Genomic DNA, 26,584 nt, shown 5'->3' with positions numbered 1-26,584 from the left:
CGACGCCGAGCGCCCGCGGTCGACAGCGGCGCCCGCTGGCGATGCGCGGCAAGCAGACTTTTCATGGCGGACGATAGAGTGAGTCCAATGACCGGACAACGGGCGGCGGCGGAGCCGTACACCACGCGGTTCGAAACCGAGGTGACGTCCATCGACGGCTGCAGGGTCTGGCTCGAGACCAGCTACTTCTACGGGGAGAGCGGCGGGCAGCCGGCCGACCGGGGAACGATCGGCGGCGTCGAGGTCGCGGACGTCCGGTACGTCGACGGCGAGCACGTCCACGTCCTCGCCGCGGAGCCGTCGTTCCGGGTCGGCCAGCGCGTGCTCTGCTCGATCGACTGGTCGTTCCGCATGTACTGTATGCGGGCCCACACCGCCAGTCACGTCCTCTACGGCGCCGGAAGGCGGCTCCTCGAGGACCTGGGCTACGGCGGCTTCGACATCAGCGAGGAGAAGGTCCGCGTGGACCTCGAGACGAGCACGGAGATCGACGACGAGACGCTGCTGGAACTGGACACGCTGGTCAATCGGGTAGTCTGGGAGTCCCGGCCGGTGACGTGGGAGGACGTCCCGGTCGCGGACGCACGCGAGCGCGACGACGTCGCGTTCAACGAGGCGACCGAGGAGGGCGCCTTCCGAAAGGGTCGGGTCCGCCTCGTCACGATCGGGAGCGACGACGCCAATGGTAACGCGAACGGGCTCGTTCGCCGGGACGGCGGCGCCCGAGACCGGTGGGACGTCGCGGCCTGCGGCGGCACGCACGTCCGCAACACGCGGGAGGTCGGCCCGGTGACCGTCCTCGGGCGCTCGAACCCCGGCGAGGGACTGACGCGCGTCGAACTCGCCGTCGGGCCGCGCGCGATCGACCGCCGCGAGGCGGAGAAACGCGTCGCGCTCGCGTCCCGTCGGACGCTCGGGGCGCCGCTCGAGGAGGTCGAGGGCGAACTCGATCGACTGACCGCCGAGCGCGAGGAACTCACCGACGAGGTGCGATCGCTTCGACGGGAACTCGCCGAGACGCGACTCGAGGGCGCGGCGCCGTTCGAGCGAGACGGGTTCGAGTGGGTCGCGACGACCCTCGAGGACGTCGACGCGAACGAGGCCGGTGACGTCGCGAGCGACGCCGCGGGGGAGCTCGCTGACGTCGTCGTGCTCGCGGGCGATGCGAACTCGCCGTACGCGGTCGTGGCGACGGACGGCGCCGTCTCGGCCGAAGACGTGGTCGCCGAGTTGACCGACGAGTTCGGCGGCGGTGGCGGCGGGTCGGCGACGCTGGCGCAGGCCGGCGGCTTCGACGCGACGCCGGCGGAGATCCTCGCGGTACTGGACGACTGACGACGCTCGGGACGGTACCGTCGCCGGGACCGCCTCGACGGCCCGCTCCCATCAGTCGCAGTCCCGTGTTATTACTGCTCCGCCGGTGACCGTTCGGTATGGGAGTCGATTACTCACGGCTGCACGACCCGAACGCCGAGTACACGATGCGTGAGCTCTCGGCGGAGACGATGGGCGTCAGGCGCGAGCGCGGCGGCGGTCGAGACGTCGAGATCACGGACGTACAGACGACGATGGTCGACGGCAACTTCCCGTGGACACTGGTACGGATCTACACCGACGCCGGGATCGTCGGCACCGGCGAGGCCTACTGGGGCGCCGGCGCGCCGGAACTCATCGAGCGGATGGAACCCTTCCTGCGGGGCGAGAACCCGCTGGACATCGACCGGCTCACCGAGCATCTCGTCCAGAAGATGTCCGGCGAGGGCTCGCTCGGCGGCGTAACGGTGACCGCGATTTCGGGCATCGAAGTCGCCCTCCACGATCTGGCGGGCAAGATCCTCGAGCTCCCAGCGTATCAACTGATGGGCGGGAAGTACCGCGACGAGGTGCGGGTCTACTGCGACTGTCACACCGAGGAGGAGGCCGATCCGATCGCCTGCGCCGACGAGGCCGAACGCGTCGTCGAAGAGCTCGGCTACGACGCGCTCAAGTTCGACCTCGACGTCCCGTCGGGTCACGAGAAGGACCGGGCGAACCGCCACCTCCGCGAGCCCGAGATCGATCACAAGGTGAGTATCGTCGAGGCGGTCACCGAGGCCGTCGGTTCGCGAGCAGACGTCGCCTTCGACTGTCACTGGACGTTCTCCGGCGGCAGCGCGAAGCGACTCGCGAGCGCCCTCGAGCCGTACGACGTCTGGTGGCTCGAGGATCCGGTGCCGCCCGAAAATCACGACGTCCAGCGGGAGGTGACCCAGTCGTCGACCACGCCGATCGCGGCCGGTGAGAACGTCTACCGCAAGCACGGCCATCGCCGACTGCTGGAGGACCAGGCGGTCGACATCATCGCCCCCGACATGCCGAAGGTCGGCGGGATGCGCGAGACGGCGAAGATTGCGGACAAAGCCGACATGTACTACGTGCCGGTCGCGATGCACAACGTCTCCTCGCCGGTCGCGACGGTGGCCAGCGCTCACGTCGGCGCCGCCATTCCGAACTCGCTGGCCGTCGAGTACCACTCCTACGAACTCGGCTGGTGGGAGGATCTCGTCGAGGAGGACGTCATCGAGGACGGCTACATCGAGGTCCCCGAAGAGCCCGGGCTCGGCGTCACGCTCGATCTGGACGCCGTCGAAGAGCACATGGTCGACGGCGAGGAGTTGTTCGACGAAGCGTAGCTTCGTCGAGCCAGCAAATCTTCGATTTGCGCTGTTTGACGAGGCGTAAGCCGAAGTCAAGCTCGGTGAGGTCTGCTCAGCGGTGTTCGACGAAGCGTAGGCGGGAGCGGCGGCGATCAGCCCTCCATGCCGCCGAAGGAGAGCCCGCTCTCGACGTAGTTCTGCGCGGCGAAGTAGATGATCGCGACCGGGAGCGCGAACAGGATCGCGAAGGCCGCGAACTCGGTCCACGGCGTCTCGTAGTCGTCGACCAGCGCGTACAGTTCGACCGAGAGCGTGTAGTTCTCCGGCTGCAGGAGCGTCTGTGCGATGATGAACTCGTTCCAGCCGGCCAGGAACGTGAAGATGAGCACGACGGCGATGCCCGGCTTCGACAGCGGGAGGATCACCTCGCGGATGACCTGCCACTGGCTCGCGCCGTCGACGATCGCCGCCTCCTCGTAGGAGACGGGGATGTTGTCCATGAACGTCTTCAGCAGCCAGGTGTTGAACGGAATCGCTCCCGCGGCGTAGAACAGGCCGAGCACGAGCAGGTTGTTGCTCAGTCCGAGGTTGACGAACAGGGCGTACAGCGCGACTAGGGTCGCGATCGAGAGCCCCGCGCCGACTTGGGTGAAGAGCACGTAGCCGTAGAGGACCTTCTCCCGGCCCGCGAACTGTCGCCTCGAGAGCGCGTACGCGCCGGGAATGACGACCGACAGCGAGACGCTGACGGTGACGAAGACGACGATCAGGCTGTTGAACAGCGCGCCCGGCTTGCCGACCTCGCCGTTCTCGAAGACGAAGTTCGATTCGAACAGCACCCATCGGTAGGCGTCGAGGTTGTACGTCGAGGGATCCGCGAACAGGCCCTCGGAACTCAGCAGGCCCGCGCCCTGCGAGAACGAGGCCGTGACGATCCAGTACACCGGGAACATCAACAGCACGACGAGCAACGCGGCGCCGCCGCTTCCGGCGACCGTCTTGCCGACGTCGCGGATCGTTCGTCGCCCGGTGCGCACCTGTTCGACCGTCTTTCTGATCGCGTCGATCATTCGTTGCTCACCCCGTCAGCGAGATCGCCTTTCTTCACCGCGAGCCACATGAACGCGCCGACGAACGCCAGCGCCGTGACCATGATTGCCGACGAGAGCCCGTACTGGTTGAGTTCGATCGCCTCGCGGAACCCGTAGACGAGGATGAGTTCGTTGTCCCGCGCGGGGCCGCCGCGGTTGAACACCCACGGGACCAGGAACTGCTGGAACGAGGCCGCCGCGGTGAGGATCGAGGCGAACATCACCGGGCGCTTGATCGCCGGCAGCGTGACGTGTCTGAACCGCTGGAGGTAGCCCGCACCGTCGACTTTCGCCGCGTCGTGGAGCTCCATGGGCACGTCCTGGAGGGCGCTGACGATGATGATCACCATGAACGGGTACGCCAGCCAGACTTCGGTCACGACGTACGAGCCGAAGGCGCTCCAGCGACTGCCCAGCCACGCGATCGGGACGTCGGCGAGCAGGAGTTCCGGGGCGGTGATCGACGCGAAGAACAGCGCGGAATCGATCGCACCGAAGACGGTCGTCACGGCCCCGTTGTAGATCGAGAGGAGCTCGTTGAACGGTCCGAATCGGGCGCTGCTGAACATCCCGCGCCAGACCGTGATCGAGAAGATCTCCGGGAATCCGAGCGGAACGATCACCAGCGCGCGCATGTACCGCTTCCCGCGGACGCGGGCGTGTGTAAGGACGACCGCGATAGAGATCCCGACGACGATCTTCGCACTGACGCTCACCGCCATGAACAGCCAGGTGATCCCGAGCGAGTTCCAGAAATTCGAGTCCGAAAACAGGGACACGTAGTTGTCCAACCCGGTGAAGCTCGCACCGCCTCCGATGACGGTCCCGGTGTGGGTCGCGTCCGTAAACGAGAGGTAGATGAGGAACGCGATCGGGAACAGCATGAACGACAGGAACAGCGCGATCCCCGGTGCGACGAGGAGAAACGCTACCCAGTCGCGTTCTTCCAACCGGTCCGGGAGCCGTCGCTGACTGCGTCGCGAAAACCGCTCGAAGAATGACGTGGACATACTGTGAGTGGGTGCTCGAACCGTGCTGAGTTAGTCCCAGCGGCCGCGAATCTCTTCGGCGGCCGTCTCCATCGCCTCCGCCGGACTCGCCTGGCCGTTGAACGCCTGCTCGAGACCGTCCTCGACCGGGTTCCAGACCTGATCCATCCGTTCGTGGGCGGGCATCTGGACCCCCATGCCGACCGTCTCGGCGAACGCGGCGACGTCCTCGCCGAGGTCGTCGTCGTCGGCGTACTTCTGGTGGACGGGGATGAAGCCGTGGTCCTCCGCGTTCGAGAGGATCGCGTCCTCGCTGGTCGAGTGGTACTCGGCCCACTCGACGGCCGTTTCGAGTTCCTCGTCGGGCGCGTCCGCGAGGTTCGAGGTGAAGTACCACAGCTGAATGCCCGTGTACGGCGTCGGGTCGCCGCCGTCGATCTCCGGGAACGAGGTGACGGTGACGTCGACGCCGCCGTCTCGGAAGCCGCCGACCTCCCACGGGCCGTTGATCGCGAACGGGGCGTTTCCGTCGGCGAAGACCGGTACCTGGACGTCGTAGTTCGGATCCTCCGGGACGTACGGCCAGATCCGGTCTCGGAGCAGTTCGACGCCTTCGATGAACTCGTCGTCGTCGATGCGGGTGTCCTCCGTCTCGGAGTCGAAGAAGCGGCCGCCGAACGCCTGCGTGAACGCGCTGATGAAGTACGGATCGGCCGGCGGGCAGGAGAGTCCGTACGTGTTGTTCTCCGGATCGTGGTGCTCCTCCATGATATCGACCATCTCGTCGAGGGTCTCCGGCGGTTCGTCGACGAGATCTTCGTTGTACATCAGCGTCGTCGTCTCGGCGGCGTAGGGGAGGCCGTAGACGCCGCCCTCCCACCGCGCGGCGTCGGCCGCGGCCTCGGTGAACGTCTCGTCGAGGTCGATCGAGAGGTCGTCGGACGCGTCGTAGACGAAGTCGCGATCGTAGTAGGTGCCGACCCAGTCGTGGGCCCAGGCGAACGTCTCGGGCCCTTCCCCCGAGGGGATCGCCGTGTCGAGCTGATCGACGATTTCGGGTACCTGTTCGACGTTCAGTTCCTCCTCGCGGTCCTCGTTGAACGCCGCGACCTGTTCCTCGAGGGTCTCCTGCTCGCCGTCGTTGAAGTCGTGCCAGAGGGTCGTCCCCTCGTCTTCGTTCCCGAGACAGCCGGCCGCGGTCAGCGTGGCCATCCCGCCGATCCCCGCCAAGAGCTTCCTGCGTTGCAGTGCCATGAAAGTAGTTACGAATTATGTCTTCATATATTTAATCGTTAGGGTCGGCCCCTCACGACCCGTTTCGCCTGGAAGAGCCGATTCACCGTGGGGAAAATTCGGACTGGACCGAATTCCGGAAATTAGTGGTGAAATATTACTTCTCGTATTGTCGATTTTGGGAAAGACTTTATGATATCGGGACGAACTGCTGGCAAATGGCACGGGTAACCATCGACTCCCTCCGGAAGGAGTACGACGTCGGCCGGGTCGTCGCGGTCGAGGACCTGGACCTCGAGATCGATGACGGCGAGTTCGTCACCGTCGTGGGACCGTCGGGGTGTGGGAAGACGACCACGCTGCGGATGCTGGCCGGCCTCGAGACGCCGACGAACGGTCGCATCGAGATCGGGGGCCGAGACGTCACGGACGTGCACGCGAAGAACCGCGACGTCGCGATGGTCTTCCAGAACTACGCGCTGTACCCGCACAAGACCGTCTTCGAGAACATGGAGTTCGGGCTCCGGATGAGCACCGACATGAGTGAGGCCGAGCGGGAACGGCGCGTCGTCGAGACCGCGGAGATGATGGACATCGACGACCTCCTCGAGGACGAGCCGGACGAACTCTCCGGCGGACAGAAACAACGCGTCGCGCTCGGGCGCGCGATCGTCAGGGAGCCGGACGTGTTCCTGTTCGACGAACCGCTCTCGAACCTCGACGCGAAGCTCCGGACGAGCATGCGCGCGGAGATCCAGCGACTGCAGGAGGAGCTCGACATCACCGCCGTCTACGTGACCCACGACCAGGAGGAGGCGATGACGATGGAGGACAAGATCGTCATCCTCAAAGACGGGAAACTCCAGCAGGTCGGCCACCCCAACACCGTCTACGACGAGCCGGCCAACCGGTTCGTCGGCGGGTTCATCGGCTCGCCGTCGATGAACTTCGTTCGCGTGACCGTCCGGCGGCCCGACGATCGACTCGTTCTGACCGACGACGAGGGCTTCCGGTACCCGCTCTCTCTGGAATACTCGAGGGAACTCCCCGTCGAGGAGGGCGACACCGTTGTCGCCGGTATCCGGCCGGAGCACGTCGAGCCCACCGACGGCGGACGGGGGATCGAGACGACCGTTCGGGTGGTCGAACCCGTCGGCAGCGACAACTACCTCTACCTCGACCTCGGCGACGACGTAGACGAGTTCATGGCCCGGGTCGACGCCGACTTCGAACCGGAACCGGAGGATCGGATCGGGATCGCCTTCGACGAGAAAGATCTCCGTCTGTTCGACGACGAGACCGGCGAATCGCTGCTCCACGAGAGTGCGAAACCGACGACGCCGACGCCCTGACGCCGGCGAACCGCTCCGTTTCTAAGTAGTGTTGTAATAGTTCTTCATCCATAAACGATAAATCGACGCCACCCGTTCGGGCCCGTATGCACCAGCCGGGTCCGCCGCGCTTCTGTGCCGTCGGCGAATCGGTCGAACTCGCGCCTCGGGATCCGGATCCCGAGCGCGAGTCGAGTTACGAGTGGTCGATCCTCGAGTCTCCCGCCGAGAGCGACGTCGCCGCGCCGACCGATCCGGTCTGGCGGTTCGAGCCCGACGAACCCGGGATCTATCGGTTCGCGCTCGAGACGCCGGCGGGACGGTACGAACAGCGCGTTCGCGCGTTCCCGGACGTCCGCCGAGCGACGAGCTTCGATCTCGAGCGCGATCGACTCCCGGCGCACGACCCCGAGGAGGTATCGATCATGGGGCCGTTCAACGAACACCTGTTCGATCGAGAGCATCCGACGCTCGAGGACGGCACTTACCAGTACGAGATCGACGCCGAACCGGGCACCCACCGCTACGGCTACGTTCCGGGTGACGACTTCGAGAACGCCGTCTGGGAGGAGAAGAAGGTCCCCGGGCCGGGCAAGCCTCGAGTCTTCCTCGAGGGGCCGGGTGACGCCGTCGACGGCGCCGAGACGACGATTACGGCCGACGCGAAGCCGGGAACCGACAGCGAGTACGCGGCCGACGAACTGGACGTCGAGTTCTACGTCGACGATCGAGATCCGCTGACCGACGATTCCCTGGTCGTCGACGGTCGGGAAACTCGCGTCCCGCTCGGCGAGCTCGAGGAGCCGGTCCGCGTCCACGCCGTCGCCGTCGGCGAACGGCACAGCATCGCCGACTGCGTTCTCGTCCACCCGGACGGTCGCGTCGAGCGCCGCAACGATCCGCCGGAGTGGGCCCGCGACGCCGTCGTCTACGAGATCTTCGTCCGCTCGTTCACCGACGAGGCGACGTTCGAGTCGCTCGAGCGCCGAGTGCCATACCTCGAGTCGCTGGGCGTCGACTGCCTCTGGCTGACGCCGGTGCTCGAGAGCCCGACCGAGCACGGCTACCACATCACGGACTACTTCGACACGGCCTCTGATCTGGGCACGCGCGAGGAGTTCCAGTCGTTCGTCGACCACTGTCACGAGAGCGACATCCGGGTCGTCTTCGACCTCGTGATCAACCACACGGCGCGCGAACACGCCGCGTTCGACATGAGCGCGGCCTGCGTTCCGGAGTACGAGGACTGGTACGTCTGGGAACCGATCGCGGAGACGCCGACCGACGCCGCCGCGCTCGAGGCCGAGGACCCGCGCGACGACTACGCGCCGCCGGTGCGGACGACGCCCGAGGGGGAGACCGAAGTCGCGCAGTACTACTTCAACTGGCGCGGGATCCCGAACGTCGACTACGACTCGCTTTCCGTCCGCTCGTTCTTCCTCGACGTCGTCGACGAGTGGGTCGACGTCGTCGACGGCTTCCGCTGTGACGTCGCCTGGGGCGTCCCTCACGGCTTCTGGAAGGAGATCTCCGAGCGCGTGCGGGCGCGGGACGCGGCGTTCCTGCTGCTCGACGAGACGGTCCCGCGCGAACCGGAGTACGCCGAGTCCGAGTTCGATGTCCACTACGACACGACCCTCTACTACGCGCTGCGGGACGTCGGGAACGGCGAGCGGCCGGCCGAGGACCTCCTCGAGGCGGCGACCGCGCCCGAACGGGAGGGGTTCCCCGACTGGTCGCTGCACATGCGGTACGTCGAGAACCACGACGAGACGCGGTACCTCGAGGAGTGCGGTCCGGAGGCACAGCGCGCGGCCGTGACGGCCGTGCTCACGCTGCCGGGCGTGCCGATGATCTACTACGGGCAGGAGCGCGGCGCGACCGGGTACCGACAGCCGATGCCCTGGGAGGGCGACGGCGAGGCGACGACGTTCCACCGCCGACTCGTCGCCGCCCGTCACGACAGCGAAGCGCTCTCCCGCGGCGACCTCTCGCCGCTCGAGTGCGCGGCCGACTCGGACGCGGTCGTCGGCTACGTGCGCGAGACCGATACCGAGCGGGTCGCCGTCGTCCTGAACTTCGGCGGCGGCTCGGAGCGCGTCCGACTCGATCGCCCGCTCGAACCGGTCGATCTCGTCACCGGTGACGAACTCGAACTCGAGCGCGACGGGGGATCGACCGTCCTCGAGGTCAGCGACGCGGTCGTCGTGCGCGTCGCTCGAGACTGAGCCGCGCTGGAATCGATTCGAGAGGAGGGGAGAGGAGAGTCGGCGCCGCCGAACGTCGACGCCGGCGATCGGGCGACTATTCTCGAAGGGCCGGTTCGTTCGACTGCGCTACGGACCGAGACGACTCCGTCCGCTCGAGCGCGCTGGCGGTGACGAGCCGGATCGCGTGGGGCCATCCCAGCGGCGTCGCGCTGTCGGGCGTCCCGTCGTCGAAGAACTGCTCGGGGAGGTAGTCGCCGGCCCGTCGGAGCGGACCGTCGGGCGCAACCAGCGCCAGCAGCGCTCGCGCGCGGTCGTCGAACTCGTCGATCAGCTTGCGATCCCGGTCGTTCGCGGCCAGCAGGTCGCGGCACTCGACGGCCGCGTGGGCTCCCCACGCCGTCGTCACCGTCCAGATCTTCGCGTCGTCCTGATCGCGGCGGCGCCAGGGGTCCCCTTCGAACCGCGCCAGCCCCTCGATCGGTCCCTCGGGGTCGCGGTAGAGGCCGTCGAGCGTCGTCTCGAGGTGAGAGACGAGCCGTTCGAACCGATCGTCGTCGATCGTGCCGATCGCGTCGTACTCCCCGTGAGCCGACGCGAGCGCGAGCGTGCTCCCGTCGAGCCGGTCGTCGAGCTCGCCCTCGTGGCGTCGCATCGCGTAGCACCCGCGCTCGGAGATCCACAGGTCGTCGAGCGCGTCGTAGACGCGGTGGGACTGCGCTCTCGCGTGGGCCGCGACGTCCTCGTCGACCGGTGCGCGTGCGATCGCGGCGTAAGCCTCGAGGAACGTCGCCGCCGTGTGGGTGAATCGGCCGGTCATGTTCTCCCAGGCGTTCTGGACGCGCTCGGGCAGTCCGTCGGCGGCCAGCGTCGCGTCCATCCCCTCGAGGGCGGCCGTCAGGGACTCGCGGACTCGTTCGTGGTCGGGGTCGATCCGGCGGAGGTAGGTGGCGAGAAACGCCGCGACGCTCGCGGTCTGATCCGCCTGATACTCCGCGGAGTCGTCGCCCTCGAGGCGACCGTTGGCCCAGCCGGGTGCCAGCCGACCGTTCGACGGCCAGACGCGATGGGGCCACGTCCCGTCGTCGAGTTGCGTCTCCGCGTAGAAGCGCGCGCTCGCGGCGTGCCACGACTCGAGTCCGAGTTCCGCCCGCCGATCGGCCTCGAGCAGGAATTTGGCGATTTCGGCGTCGTCGCGGAACCAGGTGTAGCCGTAGCCGCCGGAGTACCGGTAGAACGGGTCGAACTCGGGGCCGGCGATCCGCGCTCCCGTCGACGACCGCAGCAGGCAGAGCGCTCGCAGATCCGCGAACCCCCGTTCGATCCCGGTAGCGTCGGTCGTGAGCCGTTCGCGAGCCTGACGGCGCCCCGTCTCGAGGATCGCCTCCCGATCGTCGTGGGCGCGGGCGGCCGTTCGGACGCGCTCCAGCGCGTCGATTCGATCCGTATCGTTGGTCAACAGCGTCGCGACGGTCGCGCTCGGCGACGCACCCGCGACGTCGAACTCGAGCAGCGTGATCGGACTGAGCTTGGCCTCCTCGTAGCGGTCGTCGTCGCCGGACCGCGGGAACTCCGCCGGCTCCGGCGCGAGCAACTCCTCGAACCGTTCGGGAATCCGTCCGGTGATCGAGACGTCGGTCGAGGCGGTGACGAAGTCCCGTTCGCTGTCGTGGTGGACCTCGACGGCGTCGTCGTGCCGGAGCTGCCCGATCCGGCTGGACTGCCGTTCTGGGGCGAACCCGAAACACGCTCGGATCGAGACGTCGACGTCGCCGGAGTCGGCTCCCTCGAGCGCGAAGTGCGTCACGTGGAGTCGATCGAACGCGAGGTCGTACTGGGTGCAGGTGTAGCCGCCGACGTCGTGGACGGTTTCGACGACGGCGGTGTCGTCGACGTATCGCTGGCTGCCGCCGTCGAACCAGTGGCACTCGCCGTCTATCGCGAGTCCGAATCGGGAGCGTTCGATACCGGCAACGCCGGAGAGCGGATAGGAGTAATCTCTGATCGATCCGTCGGGCGCGACGTGAACGAGCCTGTCGTCGAGACCGGAGAACAGTCCCGTCGTCGACCGCCGCTCCCCGGGGAACCGGCGGGGATCGCCGCGTGAGCGCTTGAAATCGTTGAGGGCCCCGTGTAATTCCATCGTTCACTCGGTTCGTGCCCGGGCCATTAAATCTTGTTGAAAAATGTATTCCCACTTTTCGGACCGGGGCGAGCGCCGTTCGCGACGAGACGGATCTCGTTTCGCGTCTCGCCGAGGAGATCGGTGGGGGTCGCCGCGTTACCGCGACGTCGACGAAGTCGAGACGGTCTCATCGGGAATCTTTTACATCGACCGATCGATCTGTGAAATACTGAGTATACATGGAGTCAGAGGAGCTCGGCGATCTGCTCGAACGGTTCGGCCTCTCCGAGAAGGAGATCGACACCTATCTCGCGATTCTCGAGCACGGGGAGTCGAAGGCCAGCACGATCGCCAACGCCGCCGACGTATCGAAGCGGTACGTCTACAGCATCAGCGAGGAACTCGAGGAACGAGGGTTCGTCGAGGTCGACGATCACGCGGTTCCGACCGTGATCCGTCCCGTCGATCCCGAAACCGTCGTCGATCAACTCACGAGGAGCGTCGAAGCGATCGAACCCGAGCTGCGATCGCGGTACACGACCAGCGAACGCGGCGGGGAAGAGTTCGAGGTGATCAAGGCCCGCCAGACGGTGCTCAAACGCATCGAGAGTCTGCTGGCCAGCGCCGAGACGGAGGTCACCCTCTCGCTCCCCGCGGCGGTCCTGCCGCGGATCCGCTCGACGCTCCAGGCGACGGTCGACCGGGGCGTACTCGTCTTGCTCCTCCTGGGCGGAGCGGACGAAGAGCAGGACATCGCCTCGTTGGCCGGGACGGCGAGTACGGTCCGCACCTGGGACGCGCTCGTCCCCACGATGCTCACCGTCGATAGCCGCCACGGGCTGCTCGCGCCCAGCAAGATGCTCACGAGTTCGACGAGCGAGACGCGCGCGATCGCCATCTCCCAGCCCCAGCTCGCTCCCGTCTTCGTCGGCTCGTTCCTGGCGAACTACTGGCCGACCGCCGAAGAACGCTACGTCACGACCCCCGCCGAACTTCCGCGGACGTACGACGGGTTCCGAAACGCGGTCTTCCAGATCGCCCTGCATCGAGCGACCGACACCCGCATCCAGGCCACCGTGACCGGTTCGGCGGTCGGCGATCGGGAACTCGACTCGACGCTCACCGGCGAAGTCGTCGCCGTCCGGCAGAGCCTCGTCCGACCCGTCACGTCGACGTTGCCCATCGAGAACGCCGTCGAGATCGAGGTCGACGGCGAGCGATACACGATCGGCGGTCCCGGGGCCTTCCTCGAGGACTTCGAGGCGGAATCGGTCACCGTCGAACGGCTCGAGGAGTGAACGGAGGCTATCGTGTTTTTTCATCTGTGAGTTAATTTCTTGATCCGGGGGAGCGAACGGTCCCCGTGATGAGTCGTCACCACCGCGCGTCCGGAGGGATCGCCGAATGACTGACGCCCGAGCGATCAGGGACCGGATCGTCGAGAGCGGCGTGATCGCCGTCCTCCGCGGAATCGACGAGGACCGGATCGTTCCCGTCGCGCGAGCGATCCACGAGGCGGGCGTCGACGCCCTCGAAATCACCGCGGACGGGACGCGCGCGAGCGAGCAGATCGCCGCCGTCGACCGCGAACTAGCGGACACCGACGCGATCGTCGGCGCGGGGACCGTCCTCGACGCGCCGACGGCTCAGTCGATGATCGACGCGGGGGCGGAGTTCGTCGTCTCGCCGCACACCGACGTCGAGACCGTCGAACTCTGTAACCGGCAGAGCGTCCTGGCGGCGCCCGGAGTCATGACGCCGACGGAGGCCGTCACGGCGCTCGAGGCCGGTGCCGACGTCCTCAAACTCTTCCCCGCCTCGACGGTCGGGCCGAGCCACATCGGCGCGATCCGCGGCCCGCTGGGCGATGTTGACGTGATCCCGACCGGCGGCGTCTCGCCGGACAACGTCTCCGAGTTCTTCGACGCGGGCGCCGTCGCCGTCGGCGCCGGCAGCGCGCTCGTCGACTACGGGGCGATCGACGCCGACGATATGGATCGCGTTCGCGAATCCGCCGCCGACTTCGTCGACGCCGTGGACGCCGCGCGCGGCGACTGAGTGCGGACGCGGCCACCGCTCGCAGGCCGCTCGAACGGAGCCGCTCGGTCGGCCGCGCCACTGAACGGAAACTATTACTATTTCTGGAGTAATTATTATCACCATGGGAGTCGATTACTCACGGTTGCACGACCCGAACGCCGAGTACACGATGCGCGACCTCTCGGCGGAGACCATGCAGGTCACCCGGGAGCGCGGGGGCGGCCGGGACGTCGAGATCACCGACGTACAGACGACGATGGTCGACGGCAACTTTCCGTGGACGCTCGTTCGGGTCTACACCGACGCGGGAATCGTCGGGACCGGCGAGGCCTACTGGGGCGCCGGCGCGCCGGAGTTGATCGAACGCATGAAGCCCTTCCTGCAGGGCGAGAACCCGCTGGACATCGACCGGCTGACCGAACATCTCGTCCAGAAGATGTCCGGCGAGGGCTCGCTCGGCGGCGTAACGGTGACCGCGATTTCGGGCATCGAAGTCGCCCTCCACGATCTAGCGGGGAAGATCCTCGAGGTGCCGGCCTACCAGTTGCTGGGCGGGAAGTACCGAGACGAGGTCCGGGTCTACTGCGACTGCCACACTGAAGAGGAGGCGGACCCGATCGCTTGCGCCGACGAGGCCGAACGCGTCGTCGAGGACCTGGGGTACGACGCCCTGAAGTTCGACCTCGACGTCCCCTCGGGCCACGAGAAGGACCGCGCGAACCGCCACCTCCGGGGCCCCGAGATCGAGCACAAGGCCAGCATCGTCGAGGCGATCACCGAACGCGTGGGTTCGCGGGCCGACGTCGCCTTCGACTGCCACTGGACGTTCTCCGGCGGCAGCGCGAAACGCCTCGCGAAGCGCTTGGAGGAGTACGACGTCTGGTGGCTCGAGGACCCCGTCCCGCCGGAGAACCACGACGTTCAGCGGGAGGTCACCCAGAGCACGACGACGCCGATCACCGTCGGCGAGAACGTCTACCGAAAGCACGGTCAGCGCCGCCTCATCGAGGAGCAGGCCGTCGACATCATCGCGCCCGACATGCCGAAGGTCGGCGGGATGCGCGAGACCCGGAAGATCGCAGATCTGGCGGACATGTACTACGTGCCGGTCGCGATGCACAACGTCGCCTCGCCGGTCGCGACGGTGGCCAGCGCTCACGTCGGCGCGGCGATTCCGAACTCGCTGGCCGTCGAGTACCACTCCTACGAACTCGGCTGGTGGGAGGATCTGGTCGAAGAGGACGTCATCGAGGGCGGCTACATCGAGATTCCCGAGGAGCCCGGCCTCGGCGTCACCCTCGACATGGACGCCGTCGCCGAGCACACGGTCGACGGGGAGGAACTCTTCGACGAAGCGTAGCGTCGTCGAGCCAGTAACTCTTCGATTTGCGCCGTTCGACACGGCGTGAGCCGTGTTGGACTCGCTGAGCGGAGCTCAGCGTTGTTCGACGAAGAATAGCCGCTCGAGTCGACGGGGGACGCTCGCGACCGGCCGAGTTCGACCGAACTCGCACGGTTACCGGGTGTCGCTCAGCCCCCAGAATCGCCCGCTGCTTCTGCTGGTCATCGTTTTATGCCGTTCCTCGGGGTGGAACCCCGCGTGAGTCGAGATTACTGCACGCGGCGGCGACTCCTCGGCGCGATCGGGGCCACCGCGGCGCTGGGCGTCGGAGGCGTCGGGGGCGGCGTCGCACAGAACGAGACCGAGAGCGCGAACACGACGGCCCAGGAGGGACAGGGCGACGGCGTCGACAGTCCGTACACGGCGGTGTATCGCAACACCATCGACTCCGTCGTCCTCGTCACCGTCTCCGGGACGGGCGGTCCCGGTCCGGGCCCCGGCCCCGGCGGCGGTGGTGGCGGCGGTGGCGGACTCGGTTCCGGATTCGTCATCGACGATCAGCACATCGTGACGAACAACCACGTCGTAGCGGCCGCGAGCGAGGACGGTATCGAGATCCAGTTCAGCAATCAAGAGTGGCGGACCGCGTCGATCGTCGGCACGGACGTTTACAGCGACCTCGCCGTCCTGCGCGTCGACGAGATGCCCGACGTCGCCGGCGGACTCTCGTTCGTCGAGTCCCAGCCGGCGATCGGACAGGAGGTACTCACGCTCGGCAATCCGCTCGGCTTCAACGCCTCGATCTCGCAGGGAATCGTCAGCGGCGTCAACCGCTCGCTGCCGAGTCCGACGGGGTTCGCGATTCCGGCGGCCATCCAGACCGACGCGTCGGTCAACCCCGGGAACAGCGGCGGGCCGCTCGTGAACCTCGACGGCGAGGTGCTTGGGGTCGTCTTCGCCGGGGCCAGCCAGACGATCGGCTTCGCCATCTCGGCACGGCTCGCGAACCGTGTCGTGCCCGCGCTCATCGAGGACGGCGCGTACGAACACGCCTACATGGGCGTCGGCGTCCTGCCCGTCGGCCCCGAAATCGCCGACGCGGTCGGCCTCGAGGAAGCGGCCGGCGTCCTGGTCGCGCAGGTCGTCCGGGACGGACCCGCTGACGGGGTACTCGAGCCGGTCCGCCGCGGCCGTCCGGGCAGCGGTGACGTGATCGTCGCCATCGACGGAGCGGAGATCTCGACGCAGGCTCAGCTCTCGTCGTACCTCGCGCTCGAGACCGCCCCCGGAGACGAGATCGAACTCGAGATCGTCCGGGACGGCGAGCGCCAAACCGTGGCGTTGACGCTCGAGGAGCGGCCGGACGACGTCGGACCCTGACGGTCCGTCACGGACGCCCGGTCTCTCCCGCCGGTACCTCTGTGGCAGCCTCGAGACGAGCACGGTCGCGCGCCGTGGGCAGTCGAGTGTCACGTGAAAGTGCTCGACGCACGAATCGACGGCCGTCCAGTCGAAGACGACGACGGTCGCACTCCGAGAAATCGCGAACGCGTATTGCGATTGAACGTCCGTTTCGTGTGAACTGATTTGCGAAAACCGCCCGACGGGATCCTGACGCGGTACTAGTTGCCGTCTCGAGACGCCGTTTGACCCATAAATCGCTCGTGTTCGTCGGTGGACGTGATCCACGCGAACCGATCCGAGAAACCGACGTTCGGAGTCCGGGTAGCGGCACTCGGACTGCACCTCCGTGATCTTATACGTTCGTTCAATTTCACCTGGCAGTCCGTTTTTATGACGTGTCGATTCCAATCCCCGGTTCCAACGGGGAGGATTACCGATGCAATGCGTGAACTGTGGGCGAGACGCCGGATACAATCGAGCGGTGATCGAACTGTTCAGCGGAACCACGATCGGGGGGCTCTGTATGAACTGCGAAAAGGACGAACTCGGACGCAGCGTTCGCTACTGGGCGTCCGGATCGGAGCGCCGCTGTGCGTTCTGCAAGCGGGACGGCCAGATACGCTTTCCGCGGTACGTTCCCGAGCTCACGTCGTCGGACGGCGATCTCGTCGTCACGTCGTCGATCGAGGACGACGAGGCGGTTCCCTGCCTCTGCGACGAACACTTCCACGAACTGATCGAGGGCGACGAGCGGCTTCGATCGGTGAAACGATGAGAGTCGAGGTCCGCAAGCACGCGGAGTGGATGTCGAAGAACGACGATCGGATTCTCGAGTATCTCGCGTCGAATCCCGGGAAGCGACCCCACGAGATCCGGACCGAACTGAGCGACGCGGCGATCGCGCTCCAGCCGCGGTACATCGACAAGCGACTCGAGTTACTCGAGCGGGCGGCGCTCGTCCGGAGAGACGGACTGCGGTACGAACTCTCCGACCGCGGCCGCGCGTATCTGGTCGGCGAGTACGCGGTCGAGCCGATCGCGTGATGCTCGGGAGGGGGTCCGAAGAAATCGTCCCGTCGCCCGTCGAGGACTCGATTCGCTCGAGCGACGACTGCGTTCTCTCAGCGGTGACTCGAACGGCCACGGCCCCGATTCGAACGCGGGTCGATTGCGGATGCGGCCCGCGTCGTCAGGCCTCTTCGGCCTCCTCGAGGTCCTCCAGGTCCTCCGCGTCCTCGCGGGGCGCGTTCTGCGTTCCGAGGTCGTCGTCGCCGGCGTCGATCTGATCGGGGTCCTGATCGACGCGCTCCATCTCGTCTTCGATCTCGGCTTCCCGTTCCGCCTCGTACTCGTTCGCGCGGTCGGCGTCATCTTCGGCCATAGCAGAGGGAATTCGGCCTCGAGCGGTTTGGTCGGCAGGCCATCGAGTGCAACGTCGGCCTCGATCGACGTGTTTTCCATCCGAAACGACTAGCGACACGAAAGACAGATAAAAGGCGCCGCGTTGTGAACGGATATACATGGACGTTCCCTACGACCTCACCTCGTACGTTCGGGTGTTGAAGATGGCGACGACGCCCACGACCGAGGAGTTCCTCCAGGTATCGAAGATCGCCGGTGCAGGAATCCTGCTCATCGGGTTGATGGGCTTTCTCATCGGCGCAATCATGCTCGTCCTGACCGGACAGGTGGGTGTCTTCTGATGGGCATCTACGCCGTCAAAACTACGGCCAGTCAGGAGCGCACCGTCGCGGACATGATCATCAACCGCGAGGAGCCCGAGATCCACGCGGCGCTCGCGCCCGACTCGCTGACCTCCTACGTGATGGTCGAGTCCGAGGGCAACGCCGTCCTCGAGCGCGTCCTCGAGGACATCCCCCACGCCCGGAGCATCGTGCCGGGAACGTCAGACATCTCGGAGGTCGAGCACTTCCTCTCGCCCAAACCGGACGTCGAGGGGATCGCCGAGGGCGACATCGTCGAACTCATCGCCGGTCCGTTCAAGGGCGAGAAGGCCCAGGTACAGCGCATCGACGAGGGCAAGGATCAGGTGACCGTCGAACTCTACGAGGCGACGGTCCCGATTCCCGTGACGGTTCGCGGGGACCAGATCCGCGTGCTGGACAGTGACGAGCGCTAACGCGCTCGCCGGTCAGTAGCGACTCGGTTCGAACAGCGCGACCCGTGGGTCGAGTTCCGCGGGAGTTCTCGACGATATTTCGCGAAGAAGGACGGTCGACGCGGACTGCAGCGTCCGCTGAAGGCCGTCGTACTGTCATCGTATCCGTGACTCGGGTTCCGTTCTCGAGTACCGCACAGAGGGGTACGCGGCCGACTCCGATCTCCCGCGCAGAGCGGAACAACGATGATTAATGTTTATAGTTTTCACAGTGGGCAACGGGACACAAGCTATTTTCGGTGCGCTACCGTCGTTCCGAATGCACTCGTGTCCGGGTTGGGGTAGTGGTAATCCTTCAGTCCGTTTCGACTGAGACGCGTAGTTCGATTCTCGCACCCGGACCTCACGGATACTATTGCCGACCGTTCACTTGATCTCGAGTCGAAGATCCAGACTCATTTGTGCGGCCAGTACAGCGAACGGCCCGTTTTGAGCACTCTCCAGAGCGGACTACAGCCGCGTTCCCAGACGAGAATGGGCATCGGCGTGGCGCCGAACCCTTCCTTGAACCGGAAGACGCCGTCCTCGAAGTCCGCGTTCGAACTCCCGAAGTCGTAGCTGTCGAACCCGTTGTCGATCCCCCACTTGATCACGTGGTCGTAGAGCAGTTCCGACGCGTGATCGCCGAAGTATTCCTGTGGAACCGCGGCGAAGAAGCCGTGGATGGAGGAGCGCTCCTCGTCGATGAGTTCCAGAAACCCGCCCGCGTACTCGCCGTCGATTCGGATCGTGACGAGCAGCAACCGCGAGTCCATCGCCAGCAACCGTTCGAAAAACGAGAGCGGATAGACGTCGCCGTCGACGCGGTGCATAACCCGTTCGTACACCTCGTGGAATCGCGCGATGTTCGATCGTGTGAGCGGTTCTTCGACGATTTCGTAGTCGCCGTCGCGGCCGCGGTCGATCCCCTTCTGCCTGCTCTTGCTCATCCCCTCGCGGATCTCCTCGTACCCCTGCGTGAGATCGAGGACGAACCGACACTCCCGCCGGTAGGGTTCGTACCCCTCCGCCTGCAGGAAATTATTGTACCGGAGATAGTTCGTATCGAGTCCACGGATCTGGTGAACGACCGTCCGTCCCGAACAGAGGTCGGTGGCGGCCTCGGTGAGCAGCGAGAGCGACTCGGGGACGTCGGTGGTGACCAGCGGGCCGCCGAATCCGGGATACGACGACGAGAGCCGGCGAAACGGCGTCTTTTCGATGTCGACGACGAAATTTGGGAGCAACCCGATCAGATTGCCGTCTTTTTCGACGACGAGATGTCGCGGCGTGTACTCGAGTCCGATTTCGATCGCGTCGAGCCACTCGTGGCGATGGAAGACGCTGCCACACGTCGTTTGCTCGACGACGTCGTTCCACTGGGCCGCCGGGATCGCTCGAATCGTTTCGAGAACCCGTACCTCGAGACCGGACGCCGACTCGGTCAGCGTCCTGATCGACTCGCTGGTAGCGGTAGCACCGTCCTCCCCCCCGTCCGATGCGGAAGGTACCGCGGTCGTCTGGACCATTCGTGATTCGTAGAAATTGGACGATCGTGTTAAGTTATGTTCCGATAACAGTGCGGAGCCGCGTCGATATCTCACGTCGGATGACGGATCCGTTGACCCTGAATCGGGGGTATACGGGGCTGAAGCGCGAGGTAGGACGATATTAACGATCCGATACGGGGCGGTCCTATCAGTCCGATTGCTTTTCCCGTGGTGAGTCCAGACGCGAACTGCATCAACGACTCGCCCACCGGTTCGAACTGCGGGGACGCGGTCGACTCGAGGAGGTTGCGGTCGGCTCGAGCGGGGTGCGATCAGTCGACGAACTGATCCAGCGTCGCGTCCAGTCCGTCCCGGACCTCGCTGACCAGCGCCCCGTCGATGTCCAGTCCGAGCGTTTCGACCGCCGACCGGCCGACCTGGTCGCGCATCTCGGGCGGCGAGTAGACGCCGAGGCGCCACTGGGAGTACTGGCTCGCGCGCAGCGCCTCGACTAACGGCGACTGTTGCTCGAGCCGACGGATGTCGCCGTTGACGACCACGCTCGTGGTCGACTCCTTCATCGACGGACGGCTCGGGACGTCGAGGATCACGCACTCCGGATCGATCCCCGCGTCGTCGGCGATTTCCCGCTCGAACTCCAGCAGCGCCTCGTGGTCGGCCTCGATGATGCCGCCGGGCACGTCGTCGATCTCCGCCCAGACGGCCCGCTTGTACAGGTCCCGGTGATCCAGTCGTCGCGAGAACTCCGACGTCTCGGGGCAGGACCGGAGGGCGGCGATCAGGTCGTGGTCGTCCATCCGCTGGAGGCGGGCCGCGTCGACGTCGGTCTCCGGCGAGTCGAGGAGCCGTTCGGACGCCCGGCGGAGCATCGCCTTGCCGATCCGCGCGACGCTGTGGCTGTAGACGGCGGGGTTCATCAGCGCTCGCGCGACCAGCAGGCTCTCGGCGGTCTGGACGTTCCCCTCGTCGAGGACGAGTTCGCCGTCGGCGAACGTCAGTTCGCGGACGAGGCGGCCGTGGTCGATCGTCCCGTAGGGAACGCCGGTGTGGTGGGCGTCGCGCACGAGGTAGTCCATCCGGTCGACGTCGAGTTCGCCCGAGACGAGCTGGCCGAACCGGCCCTCGCCGGCCACCAGGTCCGCGACGGCCGACGGCTCGAGGTCGTGCTCGCGGAGGACGTCGCCGACGGCGCCGTCGGCCAGCAGGTCGTGGACGTCGTCGTGGTACCGGCCAGTTCGGCGGTGCGTGATCGGCTCCAGGTTGTGGCTGAAGGGACCGTGACCGACGTCGTGCAACAGCGCCGCGGCGTGGACCCGTTCGGCCCGTTTCCCCTCCACGTTGAGGTGATCGAGGGCTTCACAGGCGAGGTGGTACACGCCGAGGCTGTGTTCGAAGCGGGTGTGATTGGCCGACGGATAGACCAGCGAGACGGTCCCGAGCTGGCGGATGTTCCGGAGTCGCTGTACCGCGGGCGTATCGAGGAGGTCGCGAGCGACCCCGTCGATCCGAATGTGGTCGTGGACGCTGTCCTTGATGGTCTTCATACGCACCGCTTGGGCGCTCGTATACAAAAACTGTCGTGAGAATGGGGGATCGATACGCGACCACGTAAAAGCCCCCGTCACCTGACGCGGGGGTGCTTACCGGCGTGGCCGCCGTTCTCCCGTATCGATATGACCGAACTCACGATTCCGCCGGACGCCACCGAGGAGCGCGCCGCGACGCTCGTTCGCGAACACGTAACCGTCGGCGAGCTGGTCGAAGTCTGGGAGCGCGACCGGACCGGCGCCGACGATCCGGAGTACATCGGTGAAGTGACCGGTATCGAGCCGGGCTATCTCGAACTCGACGACCAGTCGCTCGAGGGCGGGAGCATCCGCTACGACGAGATCGGGACGGTCGTCAAGGTCGAGCCGGCCGGAGAGTGACGCGGCCTCGCCGACGATACGCGGGAGCTGAGGCGATCACTCGCGGACGAGGATGCCTCACTCGTTGACCAGCAGGAGTTTGCCGAGGAAGTTCCCCTCCTCGCCGCGGCGGTGAACGTCCGCGACCTCGTCGAACGCGAACCGATCCTCGATGTAGGGTTCGACGGCGCCGTCGTCGACGAGCGCCGCGATCTCCGCGAGTTCCTCGCCGATACGCTCCTGTCGATCGCCGAGTAGAACGGGCAGGATGACCAGTACGACGCCGAGTTCGAGCGAGTTCTCGTGCATCGGCGCGAGGTCCACGTCCTGGGCCGCGCTCGACTCGGTCGTCACGACGCTGCCGTAGGGACGAACCGCCTCGAAGGCCGTCTCGAGGTGGTCGTCCCCGATCGGATCCACGACGAGGTCGAACCCCGCGCCGCCGGCGTGCTCGTCGACGTAAGTTGTGACGTCCGTCTCGGTGTAGTCGACCGTCGCGTCCGCGCCGAGTTCCTCCGCGAGGGCGCGTTTCTCCTCGCTCGAGCCGGTCCCGGTGACGGTCGCCCCGAAGTGATCGGCCAGCTGAACGGCGATGTGGCCGACGCCGCCGCTCGCGCCGTAGACGAGTACCTCGTCGCCGTCGGCGACGCTGGCCTTGTCGGTGAGCAGTTCCCAGGCGGTCAGCGCGACGACCGGGAGGGCCGCGGCGTCGGCCAGCGGGAGCGTCTCGGGGGCGCGGGCGAACGTGCCAGCGTGGCCGACGACGTACTCGGCCAGCGCGCCCTGTCGTCCCGCGCCGCCGGGCATCCCGTAGACCTCGTCGCCTTCCGCGAAGTCGTCGACCGCTTCCCCCACGGCGTCGACGACGCCCGCGACGTCGCAGTGCAGCGTCGCGGGGAACTCGGGGGCGAAGTCCGGAATCGCCCCCTGCCGGATCTTGTAGTCGACGGGGTTGAGGCTCGTCGCGACGACCTCGACCCGGATCTCCTCGGGACCCGGGTCGGGGACGTCGACGGTCGTCCGCTCGAAGACGTCCGGATCGCCGAACTCCTCGATCACGTGGGCGGTCATCTCCGAAGCCATAACGGTCGACGGTTGGGTCGCCGGGCGGGAAAACTCGAGGCTTTCGGAGAACCCTGCTGGTCACTCCGCGGCCGACTCGCGGTCCGCCACCAATCCCTCCCGAAGCGGGGCCGGGAGCGGCGTCGGCCCGTCGTCGTCCACGACCACGGCGACGGTCGTGACGGTGGCGACCACCGCGTTCTCGCGGTCCCGGAGTTCGTACTCGAGGGTAAAACTCGTCTCGCCGATATCGGCGACGTCGACGCCGACGGCGACCGGCGCGAGCGTCCCCAGTCCCCGCTCGTAGTCGATCTCGAGGTGGACGACCAGGTGCTCGAGATCATCGGGATCGTAGCCGCGGGCCGCGAGGTACCGGTCGCGGGCGAGATCGGTGTAGGCGACGAACTTCGAGTTGTTGACGTGGCCGCTCCGCCCGAGGTCGTCGGTCCGGACGTCGATCGACGTCTCGTAGGCTGCCATATCCCCGTGGAGACGACGGGGTGGCGTGTACGTTACGGAGTCGGCGGTTAGCGCTCCCGTTCTCGTTCGCGGTTTCGGTCGGCCTCGCGCTCGCGGTTTTGGTCAGCGTCGCGACTGCGATTTCGGTCGCGATTGTCCTCGAGGTTTTCGCTGTCGTCCTCGAGGGTTCGGTCCCGTTTCCGTTCGCGCTCGAGCGAGTCAGTCCCGGGATCGGCATCCGTTCCCGCCGTTCCGTCGGCCGACCCGGTGGCGAACGCGTCGTCGGGTAACTCGTCGACCGCCACGAGGCGCTCGAGGCGTCGTTCGAACTCCGCGTCGTCGATCTCTCCCGCCGCGTAGCGACGCTTGAGTTCCTCGAGCGGGTCCGCGTCGACGTCCGGTTCGGTCTGGTGGGACGGCGCGGTCGATTCGTTCTCGCCGTCGCCGGCCAACAGGACGGCGACCTCCTCGCCCCAGAACAGCAGGATCGGCGTCAGCAGGAACCACCCCGCAACCGCGACCGCGCCTGCGAGCGCCTCGAGGCCGGCGACCCCCACGATACTGGTCAGTCCGAGCGTCACGACCGCCACGAAGAGCCAGGCATCGTCGGCGACGAACTCACGAATTCGGTCGTCCATTCCTGCGTAAGGGTTTTCAGCGAGACTACAAAAGTTCTGTCAGGTGATCGTCGCTTCTCCTCGAGTGAGCGGGTTGGGTACGTCCAGTTCCAACGCGGCGGTCGTTCCCGTTCCCAGCGAACGACCCCTCGGATTCGACCGCTACGAACTCGACATCGAGATACGGTTCTCCTGTCCGCCGACGCCCTGTTACACAGTAGATGCCAGTCTTGTGCAGTGGTGCGCGCTGTTCCGCGATGAACGAAAGTGAATCGCGGGACGAAGCCGTGCGGGGTCTTCGCGAGTTTCACGAGCGACCGCAGGGAGTGAGCGAATCGGCTGGGGAGGGTGTGGTTCTCCTCGTTGCCAGCACGAGAGGACGGCCGGTGGACTGTCTCGGGTCAGCAGTCATGCTGGCAACAGGGAATTGCCACGACCTCCCCAGCCGATTCGCTCGTTGCACTCGCTCATCCCTCGCGCGTTGTCATCGGCTGCCCTCACATTCGTTCGGTCAGCCGACAGCGCACGCCACCGCGGAGCGATTGTCCGCCCACACGAACTCAGACCGACTCTCTCAGGCGCTCGTGCTAGTCCAACGTCACCCACTCGCCGCGCTCGTCGCCGTCCTCGATCGCCGCGAGGATGCGCTGGGCCTCGAGACCGTCCTCGAAACTCGGTTCGAACTCGCTTCCCGAATCGATTGCGCTCAGGAACTCGTAGTTCTCGTGGACGAAGGTGTGCTCCCAGCCCAGCACGTGGCCCGGCGGCCACCAGTGGTCGACGTAGGGGTCGTCCGCGTCGGTCACCAGAATCGTCTCGTAGCCGCGGTTCTCGTCCCGGCGGAGCACCTCGAGTTCGTTCAGGCGCTCGAGGGAGAACCGCAGGCTGCCCTCGGAGCCGTGGATCTCGATCGTGTGGTCGTTCTTGTGGCCCGTCGCGAACCGGGAGGCCTCGAGCGTCCCCATCGCGCCGTTCGCGAACGCGAGTTGCGCGGAGTAGGCGTCGTCGACCGTCACGGGTCTCGTTTCGCCGTCGTCCTCGTCGACTGGTCGCTCGTCGACGAACGTCTGCAGGTGCCCGCTGACGCGTTCGATGTCGCCAGCGAGGTCGTCGTCACCCACGAGGAACCGGAGCAGGTCCACCGTGTGCGCGCCGAGGTCACCCAGCACGCCCGACCCGGCCAGCTCCTCGTCGAGGCGCCACGACCACGGTTCCGCGGGGTCGACCAGCCAGTCCTGCAGGTACCGCCCCCGGACGTGGCGGATCTCGCCGAGTTCGCCCGCCTCGAGCAGCCCCTTCGCGTACCGGATCGCGGGCACGAACCGGTAGTTGAAGGCGCAGCCGGCGGGGACGTCGGCCTCGCGGGCCGCGTCGGCCATCTTCCGGGCGTCCTCGAGCGTGGGCGCCAGCGGTTTCTCGCAGAAGACGGGCGTCCCGGCCTCGAGCGCGGCGATCGAGGGCTCGGCGTGGACGTGATTCGGCCCGAGGTTGTAGAAGACGTCGGCGTCGGCGACGACGTCGGTCCAGTCGGTGGCGATGGCGTCGAAGCCGAGTCGCTCGGCGGCGTCGGTCAACGCCTCCTCGTCGCGACCGATCAAGACGGCGCGTTCGACGTCGGGCGCGTCCGGAAAGAACATCGGCAGCCGCGCCATCGCGTTTGCGTGTGCTTTGCCCATGAATCGATAGCCGAGAACGCCGACCTCGAGGGTCATACGCTGCCGTTCACCGTCCCGACAGTTAGCGCTTTGCCGTCCGGCGGTGCGGTCCGGTTCCGCGATCGGTTTTTCGTGTGGGTCGATACCGTTTCACGTACGCGGAGCGTACGGTTACGCACCGAGGGGTGGACACATGAGCGTGACAATCGATCTCGACGACACCGAGAGCATCCAACTGACCGAAACCGACGTCGAGCGACGACCGCCCGATCGGCTCGAGTTCGCAGTCGAGGGGAGTCTGACGGTGACTCCCGACCTGCTCGCGAACTTCGAGGGCGCGACGCTGGACCCCGTTCAGGTCACGGTGTCGTCCGGCGACGCCGATCCCGTGGCGATCGACCTGACCGATGCGGCGACGCTGCGCCTCGAGACCGTCGACGTCGGCGTGGCGACGCCGGACGGGGAAGACGTCGCGGAGGGGTTGGGGGCAGTCGCCTCGACGGCGACCGGTAACGGCGGATCGGTCGACTCGCCCCCCGGCGTGATCTCGTTTTCCGTCGACGGGGTCCTTCGGGACGTCCCGACGGCGACGCTCGAGGCGGTCGGGAACGACGCGCCGGAACTGGAATCGCTCACGTTCGCCGTCGAGGAGTCGCTCCGGAGCGACGGCGGATCGGACGACGACAACGTTGTTTTCGAACTCACGCTGCTCGGCTACGGGATCGTCGTTCGCCGCGACGGGTCGATCGTCGTCGGTACCGACGGTCCGCTGGACAGTATCGATCTTCCTTGAGCGCCGGGGTCGGGTTCGGTGAGG

The 26,584-nt window shown here is 66.5% G+C and carries 25 protein-coding genes; 14 read left to right on the top strand and 11 right to left on the bottom strand.

Annotated features, from left to right (window positions below; translation table 11 throughout):
• Nucleotides 1-87 precede the first annotated feature (87 nt).
• Nucleotides 88-1,335, top strand: coding sequence for an alanine--tRNA ligase-related protein (locus tag J0X25_RS19890; protein ID WP_207289190.1), 1,248 nt, complete (start codon nt 88-90; stop codon nt 1,333-1,335).
• Between the two features lie 98 nt (nt 1,336-1,433).
• Nucleotides 1,434-2,672 carry a mandelate racemase/muconate lactonizing enzyme family protein gene (locus J0X25_RS19885; protein WP_207289189.1) on the top strand — a complete coding sequence of 413 codons (1,239 nt, stop codon included), beginning with the start codon at nt 1,434-1,436 and terminating at the stop codon, nt 2,670-2,672.
• A 116-nt stretch (nt 2,673-2,788) separates the two neighbouring features.
• Here J0X25_RS19885 and J0X25_RS19880 read toward each other — a convergent pair whose 3' ends face one another.
• Genes J0X25_RS19880 through J0X25_RS19870 form a run of 3 tightly spaced genes read right to left on the bottom strand, consistent with a single transcriptional unit; the run spans nt 2,789 to nt 5,970 of the window.
• Nucleotides 2,789-3,706: a sugar ABC transporter permease gene (locus tag J0X25_RS19880; protein ID WP_207289188.1), complete on the bottom strand. Its 918-nt coding sequence runs from the start codon at nt 3,704-3,706 to the stop codon at nt 2,789-2,791.
• Nucleotides 3,703-4,737 carry a carbohydrate ABC transporter permease gene (locus J0X25_RS19875; RefSeq protein WP_207289187.1) on the bottom strand — a complete coding sequence of 345 codons (1,035 nt, stop codon included), beginning with the start codon at nt 4,735-4,737 and terminating at the stop codon, nt 3,703-3,705. The genes J0X25_RS19880 and J0X25_RS19875 overlap by 4 nt, the downstream gene beginning before the upstream one ends.
• Nucleotides 4,738-4,767: 30 nt before the next feature.
• Nucleotides 4,768-5,970 carry an extracellular solute-binding protein gene (locus J0X25_RS19870; protein WP_207289186.1) on the bottom strand — a complete coding sequence of 401 codons (1,203 nt, stop codon included), beginning with the start codon at nt 5,968-5,970 and terminating at the stop codon, nt 4,768-4,770.
• A 197-nt stretch (nt 5,971-6,167) separates the two neighbouring features.
• Here J0X25_RS19870 and J0X25_RS19865 point away from each other — a divergent pair, with 197 nt between their 5' ends.
• Complete coding sequence (locus J0X25_RS19865) at nt 6,168-7,301, top strand: ABC transporter ATP-binding protein (RefSeq protein ID WP_207289185.1); 1,134 nt, start codon at nt 6,168-6,170, stop codon at nt 7,299-7,301.
• An 86-nt stretch (nt 7,302-7,387) separates the two neighbouring features.
• Entirely contained in the window at nt 7,388-9,508 is a 2,121-nt protein-coding gene (locus tag J0X25_RS19860) for an alpha-amylase family glycosyl hydrolase (protein WP_207289184.1), read from the top strand.
• A gap of 76 nt (nt 9,509-9,584) precedes the next feature.
• On the opposite strand, the gene J0X25_RS19855 is transcribed toward J0X25_RS19860, so the two are convergent.
• Nucleotides 9,585-11,630 carry a DUF7997 domain-containing protein gene (locus J0X25_RS19855; RefSeq protein WP_207289183.1) on the bottom strand — a complete coding sequence of 682 codons (2,046 nt, stop codon included), beginning with the start codon at nt 11,628-11,630 and terminating at the stop codon, nt 9,585-9,587.
• A gap of 221 nt (nt 11,631-11,851) precedes the next feature.
• Here J0X25_RS19855 and J0X25_RS19850 point away from each other — a divergent pair, with 221 nt between their 5' ends.
• The 6 genes from J0X25_RS19850 to J0X25_RS19825 all read left to right on the top strand — a co-directional run bounded on the left by J0X25_RS19850 (nt 11,852) and on the right by J0X25_RS19825 (nt 17,442).
• Entirely contained in the window at nt 11,852-12,910 is a 1,059-nt protein-coding gene (locus J0X25_RS19850) for a TrmB family transcriptional regulator (RefSeq protein ID WP_207289182.1), read from the top strand.
• Nucleotides 12,911-13,016: 106 nt separating this feature from the next.
• A complete protein-coding gene (locus J0X25_RS19845) occupies nt 13,017-13,670 on the top strand; it encodes a bifunctional 4-hydroxy-2-oxoglutarate aldolase/2-dehydro-3-deoxy-phosphogluconate aldolase (RefSeq protein ID WP_207289181.1) in 654 nt (217 codons plus the stop codon).
• Between the two features lie 103 nt (nt 13,671-13,773).
• Nucleotides 13,774-15,012: a mandelate racemase/muconate lactonizing enzyme family protein gene (locus J0X25_RS19840; RefSeq protein WP_207289180.1), complete on the top strand. Its 1,239-nt coding sequence runs from the start codon at nt 13,774-13,776 to the stop codon at nt 15,010-15,012.
• A gap of 213 nt (nt 15,013-15,225) precedes the next feature.
• Complete coding sequence (locus tag J0X25_RS19835; protein ID WP_207289179.1) at nt 15,226-16,374, top strand: S1C family serine protease; 1,149 nt, start codon at nt 15,226-15,228, stop codon at nt 16,372-16,374.
• Nucleotides 16,375-16,921: 547 nt separating this feature from the next.
• Nucleotides 16,922-17,173, top strand: coding sequence for a hypothetical protein (locus J0X25_RS19830; RefSeq protein ID WP_226776981.1), 252 nt, complete (start codon nt 16,922-16,924; stop codon nt 17,171-17,173).
• Nucleotides 17,170-17,442 (top strand): hypothetical protein, encoded by a 273-nt coding sequence (locus J0X25_RS19825; protein ID WP_207289177.1) that lies wholly within the window; start codon nt 17,170-17,172, stop codon nt 17,440-17,442. The genes J0X25_RS19830 and J0X25_RS19825 overlap by 4 nt, the downstream gene beginning before the upstream one ends.
• Nucleotides 17,443-17,587: 145 nt before the next feature.
• On the opposite strand, the gene J0X25_RS19820 is transcribed toward J0X25_RS19825, so the two are convergent.
• Nucleotides 17,588-17,779: a hypothetical protein gene (locus J0X25_RS19820; protein ID WP_207289176.1), complete on the bottom strand. Its 192-nt coding sequence runs from the start codon at nt 17,777-17,779 to the stop codon at nt 17,588-17,590.
• A gap of 139 nt (nt 17,780-17,918) precedes the next feature.
• Here J0X25_RS19820 and J0X25_RS19815 point away from each other — a divergent pair, with 139 nt between their 5' ends.
• Both J0X25_RS19815 and J0X25_RS19810 read left to right on the top strand, forming a co-directional pair.
• Nucleotides 17,919-18,101 (top strand): protein translocase SEC61 complex subunit gamma, encoded by a 183-nt coding sequence (locus J0X25_RS19815; protein ID WP_207289175.1) that lies wholly within the window; start codon nt 17,919-17,921, stop codon nt 18,099-18,101.
• Complete coding sequence (locus tag J0X25_RS19810; RefSeq protein ID WP_207289174.1) at nt 18,101-18,538, top strand: transcription elongation factor Spt5; 438 nt, start codon at nt 18,101-18,103, stop codon at nt 18,536-18,538. Before J0X25_RS19815 ends, J0X25_RS19810 begins: the two co-directional genes overlap by 1 nt.
• A 434-nt stretch (nt 18,539-18,972) precedes the next feature.
• Here J0X25_RS19810 and J0X25_RS19805 read toward each other — a convergent pair whose 3' ends face one another.
• A complete protein-coding gene (locus J0X25_RS19805; RefSeq protein ID WP_207289173.1) occupies nt 18,973-20,085 on the bottom strand; it encodes a GNAT family N-acetyltransferase in 1,113 nt (370 codons plus the stop codon).
• A 293-nt stretch (nt 20,086-20,378) separates the two neighbouring features.
• A complete protein-coding gene (locus tag J0X25_RS19800) occupies nt 20,379-21,611 on the bottom strand; it encodes an HD domain-containing protein (protein WP_207289172.1) in 1,233 nt (410 codons plus the stop codon).
• A gap of 129 nt (nt 21,612-21,740) precedes the next feature.
• Here J0X25_RS19800 and J0X25_RS19795 point away from each other — a divergent pair, with 129 nt between their 5' ends.
• Nucleotides 21,741-21,995, top strand: a complete 255-nt coding sequence (locus J0X25_RS19795) for a hypothetical protein (protein ID WP_207289171.1) — start codon at nt 21,741-21,743, stop codon at nt 21,993-21,995.
• A gap of 57 nt (nt 21,996-22,052) precedes the next feature.
• Here the strand turns inward: J0X25_RS19795 and J0X25_RS19790 are convergent, their stop codons facing one another.
• From J0X25_RS19790 to J0X25_RS19775, 4 genes are all read right to left on the bottom strand, one after another.
• A complete protein-coding gene (locus J0X25_RS19790) occupies nt 22,053-23,057 on the bottom strand; it encodes a zinc-binding dehydrogenase (protein ID WP_207289170.1) in 1,005 nt (334 codons plus the stop codon).
• Nucleotides 23,058-23,117: 60 nt separating this feature from the next.
• Nucleotides 23,118-23,516, bottom strand: a complete 399-nt coding sequence (locus tag J0X25_RS19785; protein WP_207289169.1) for an acyl-CoA thioesterase — start codon at nt 23,514-23,516, stop codon at nt 23,118-23,120.
• 47 nt (nt 23,517-23,563) lie between these two features.
• Nucleotides 23,564-24,133, bottom strand: a complete 570-nt coding sequence (locus tag J0X25_RS39890) for an SHOCT domain-containing protein (RefSeq protein ID WP_207289168.1) — start codon at nt 24,131-24,133, stop codon at nt 23,564-23,566.
• Nucleotides 24,134-24,699: 566 nt separating this feature from the next.
• A complete protein-coding gene (locus tag J0X25_RS19775) occupies nt 24,700-25,824 on the bottom strand; it encodes a Gfo/Idh/MocA family protein (protein WP_207289167.1) in 1,125 nt (374 codons plus the stop codon).
• 136 nt (nt 25,825-25,960) lie between these two features.
• Here J0X25_RS19775 and J0X25_RS19770 point away from each other — a divergent pair, with 136 nt between their 5' ends.
• Nucleotides 25,961-26,560 carry a hypothetical protein gene (locus J0X25_RS19770; protein ID WP_207289166.1) on the top strand — a complete coding sequence of 200 codons (600 nt, stop codon included), beginning with the start codon at nt 25,961-25,963 and terminating at the stop codon, nt 26,558-26,560.
• The last annotated feature ends 24 nt before the right edge of the window (nt 26,561-26,584 follow it).

The organism is Haloterrigena alkaliphila (assembly GCF_017352155.2).
Taxonomy (GTDB): domain Archaea; phylum Halobacteriota; class Halobacteria; order Halobacteriales; family Natrialbaceae; genus Haloterrigena; species Haloterrigena alkaliphila.
The sequence above is the reverse complement of the archived record's forward strand: the minus strand, read 5'-3'. Positions and strand labels throughout refer to the sequence as shown.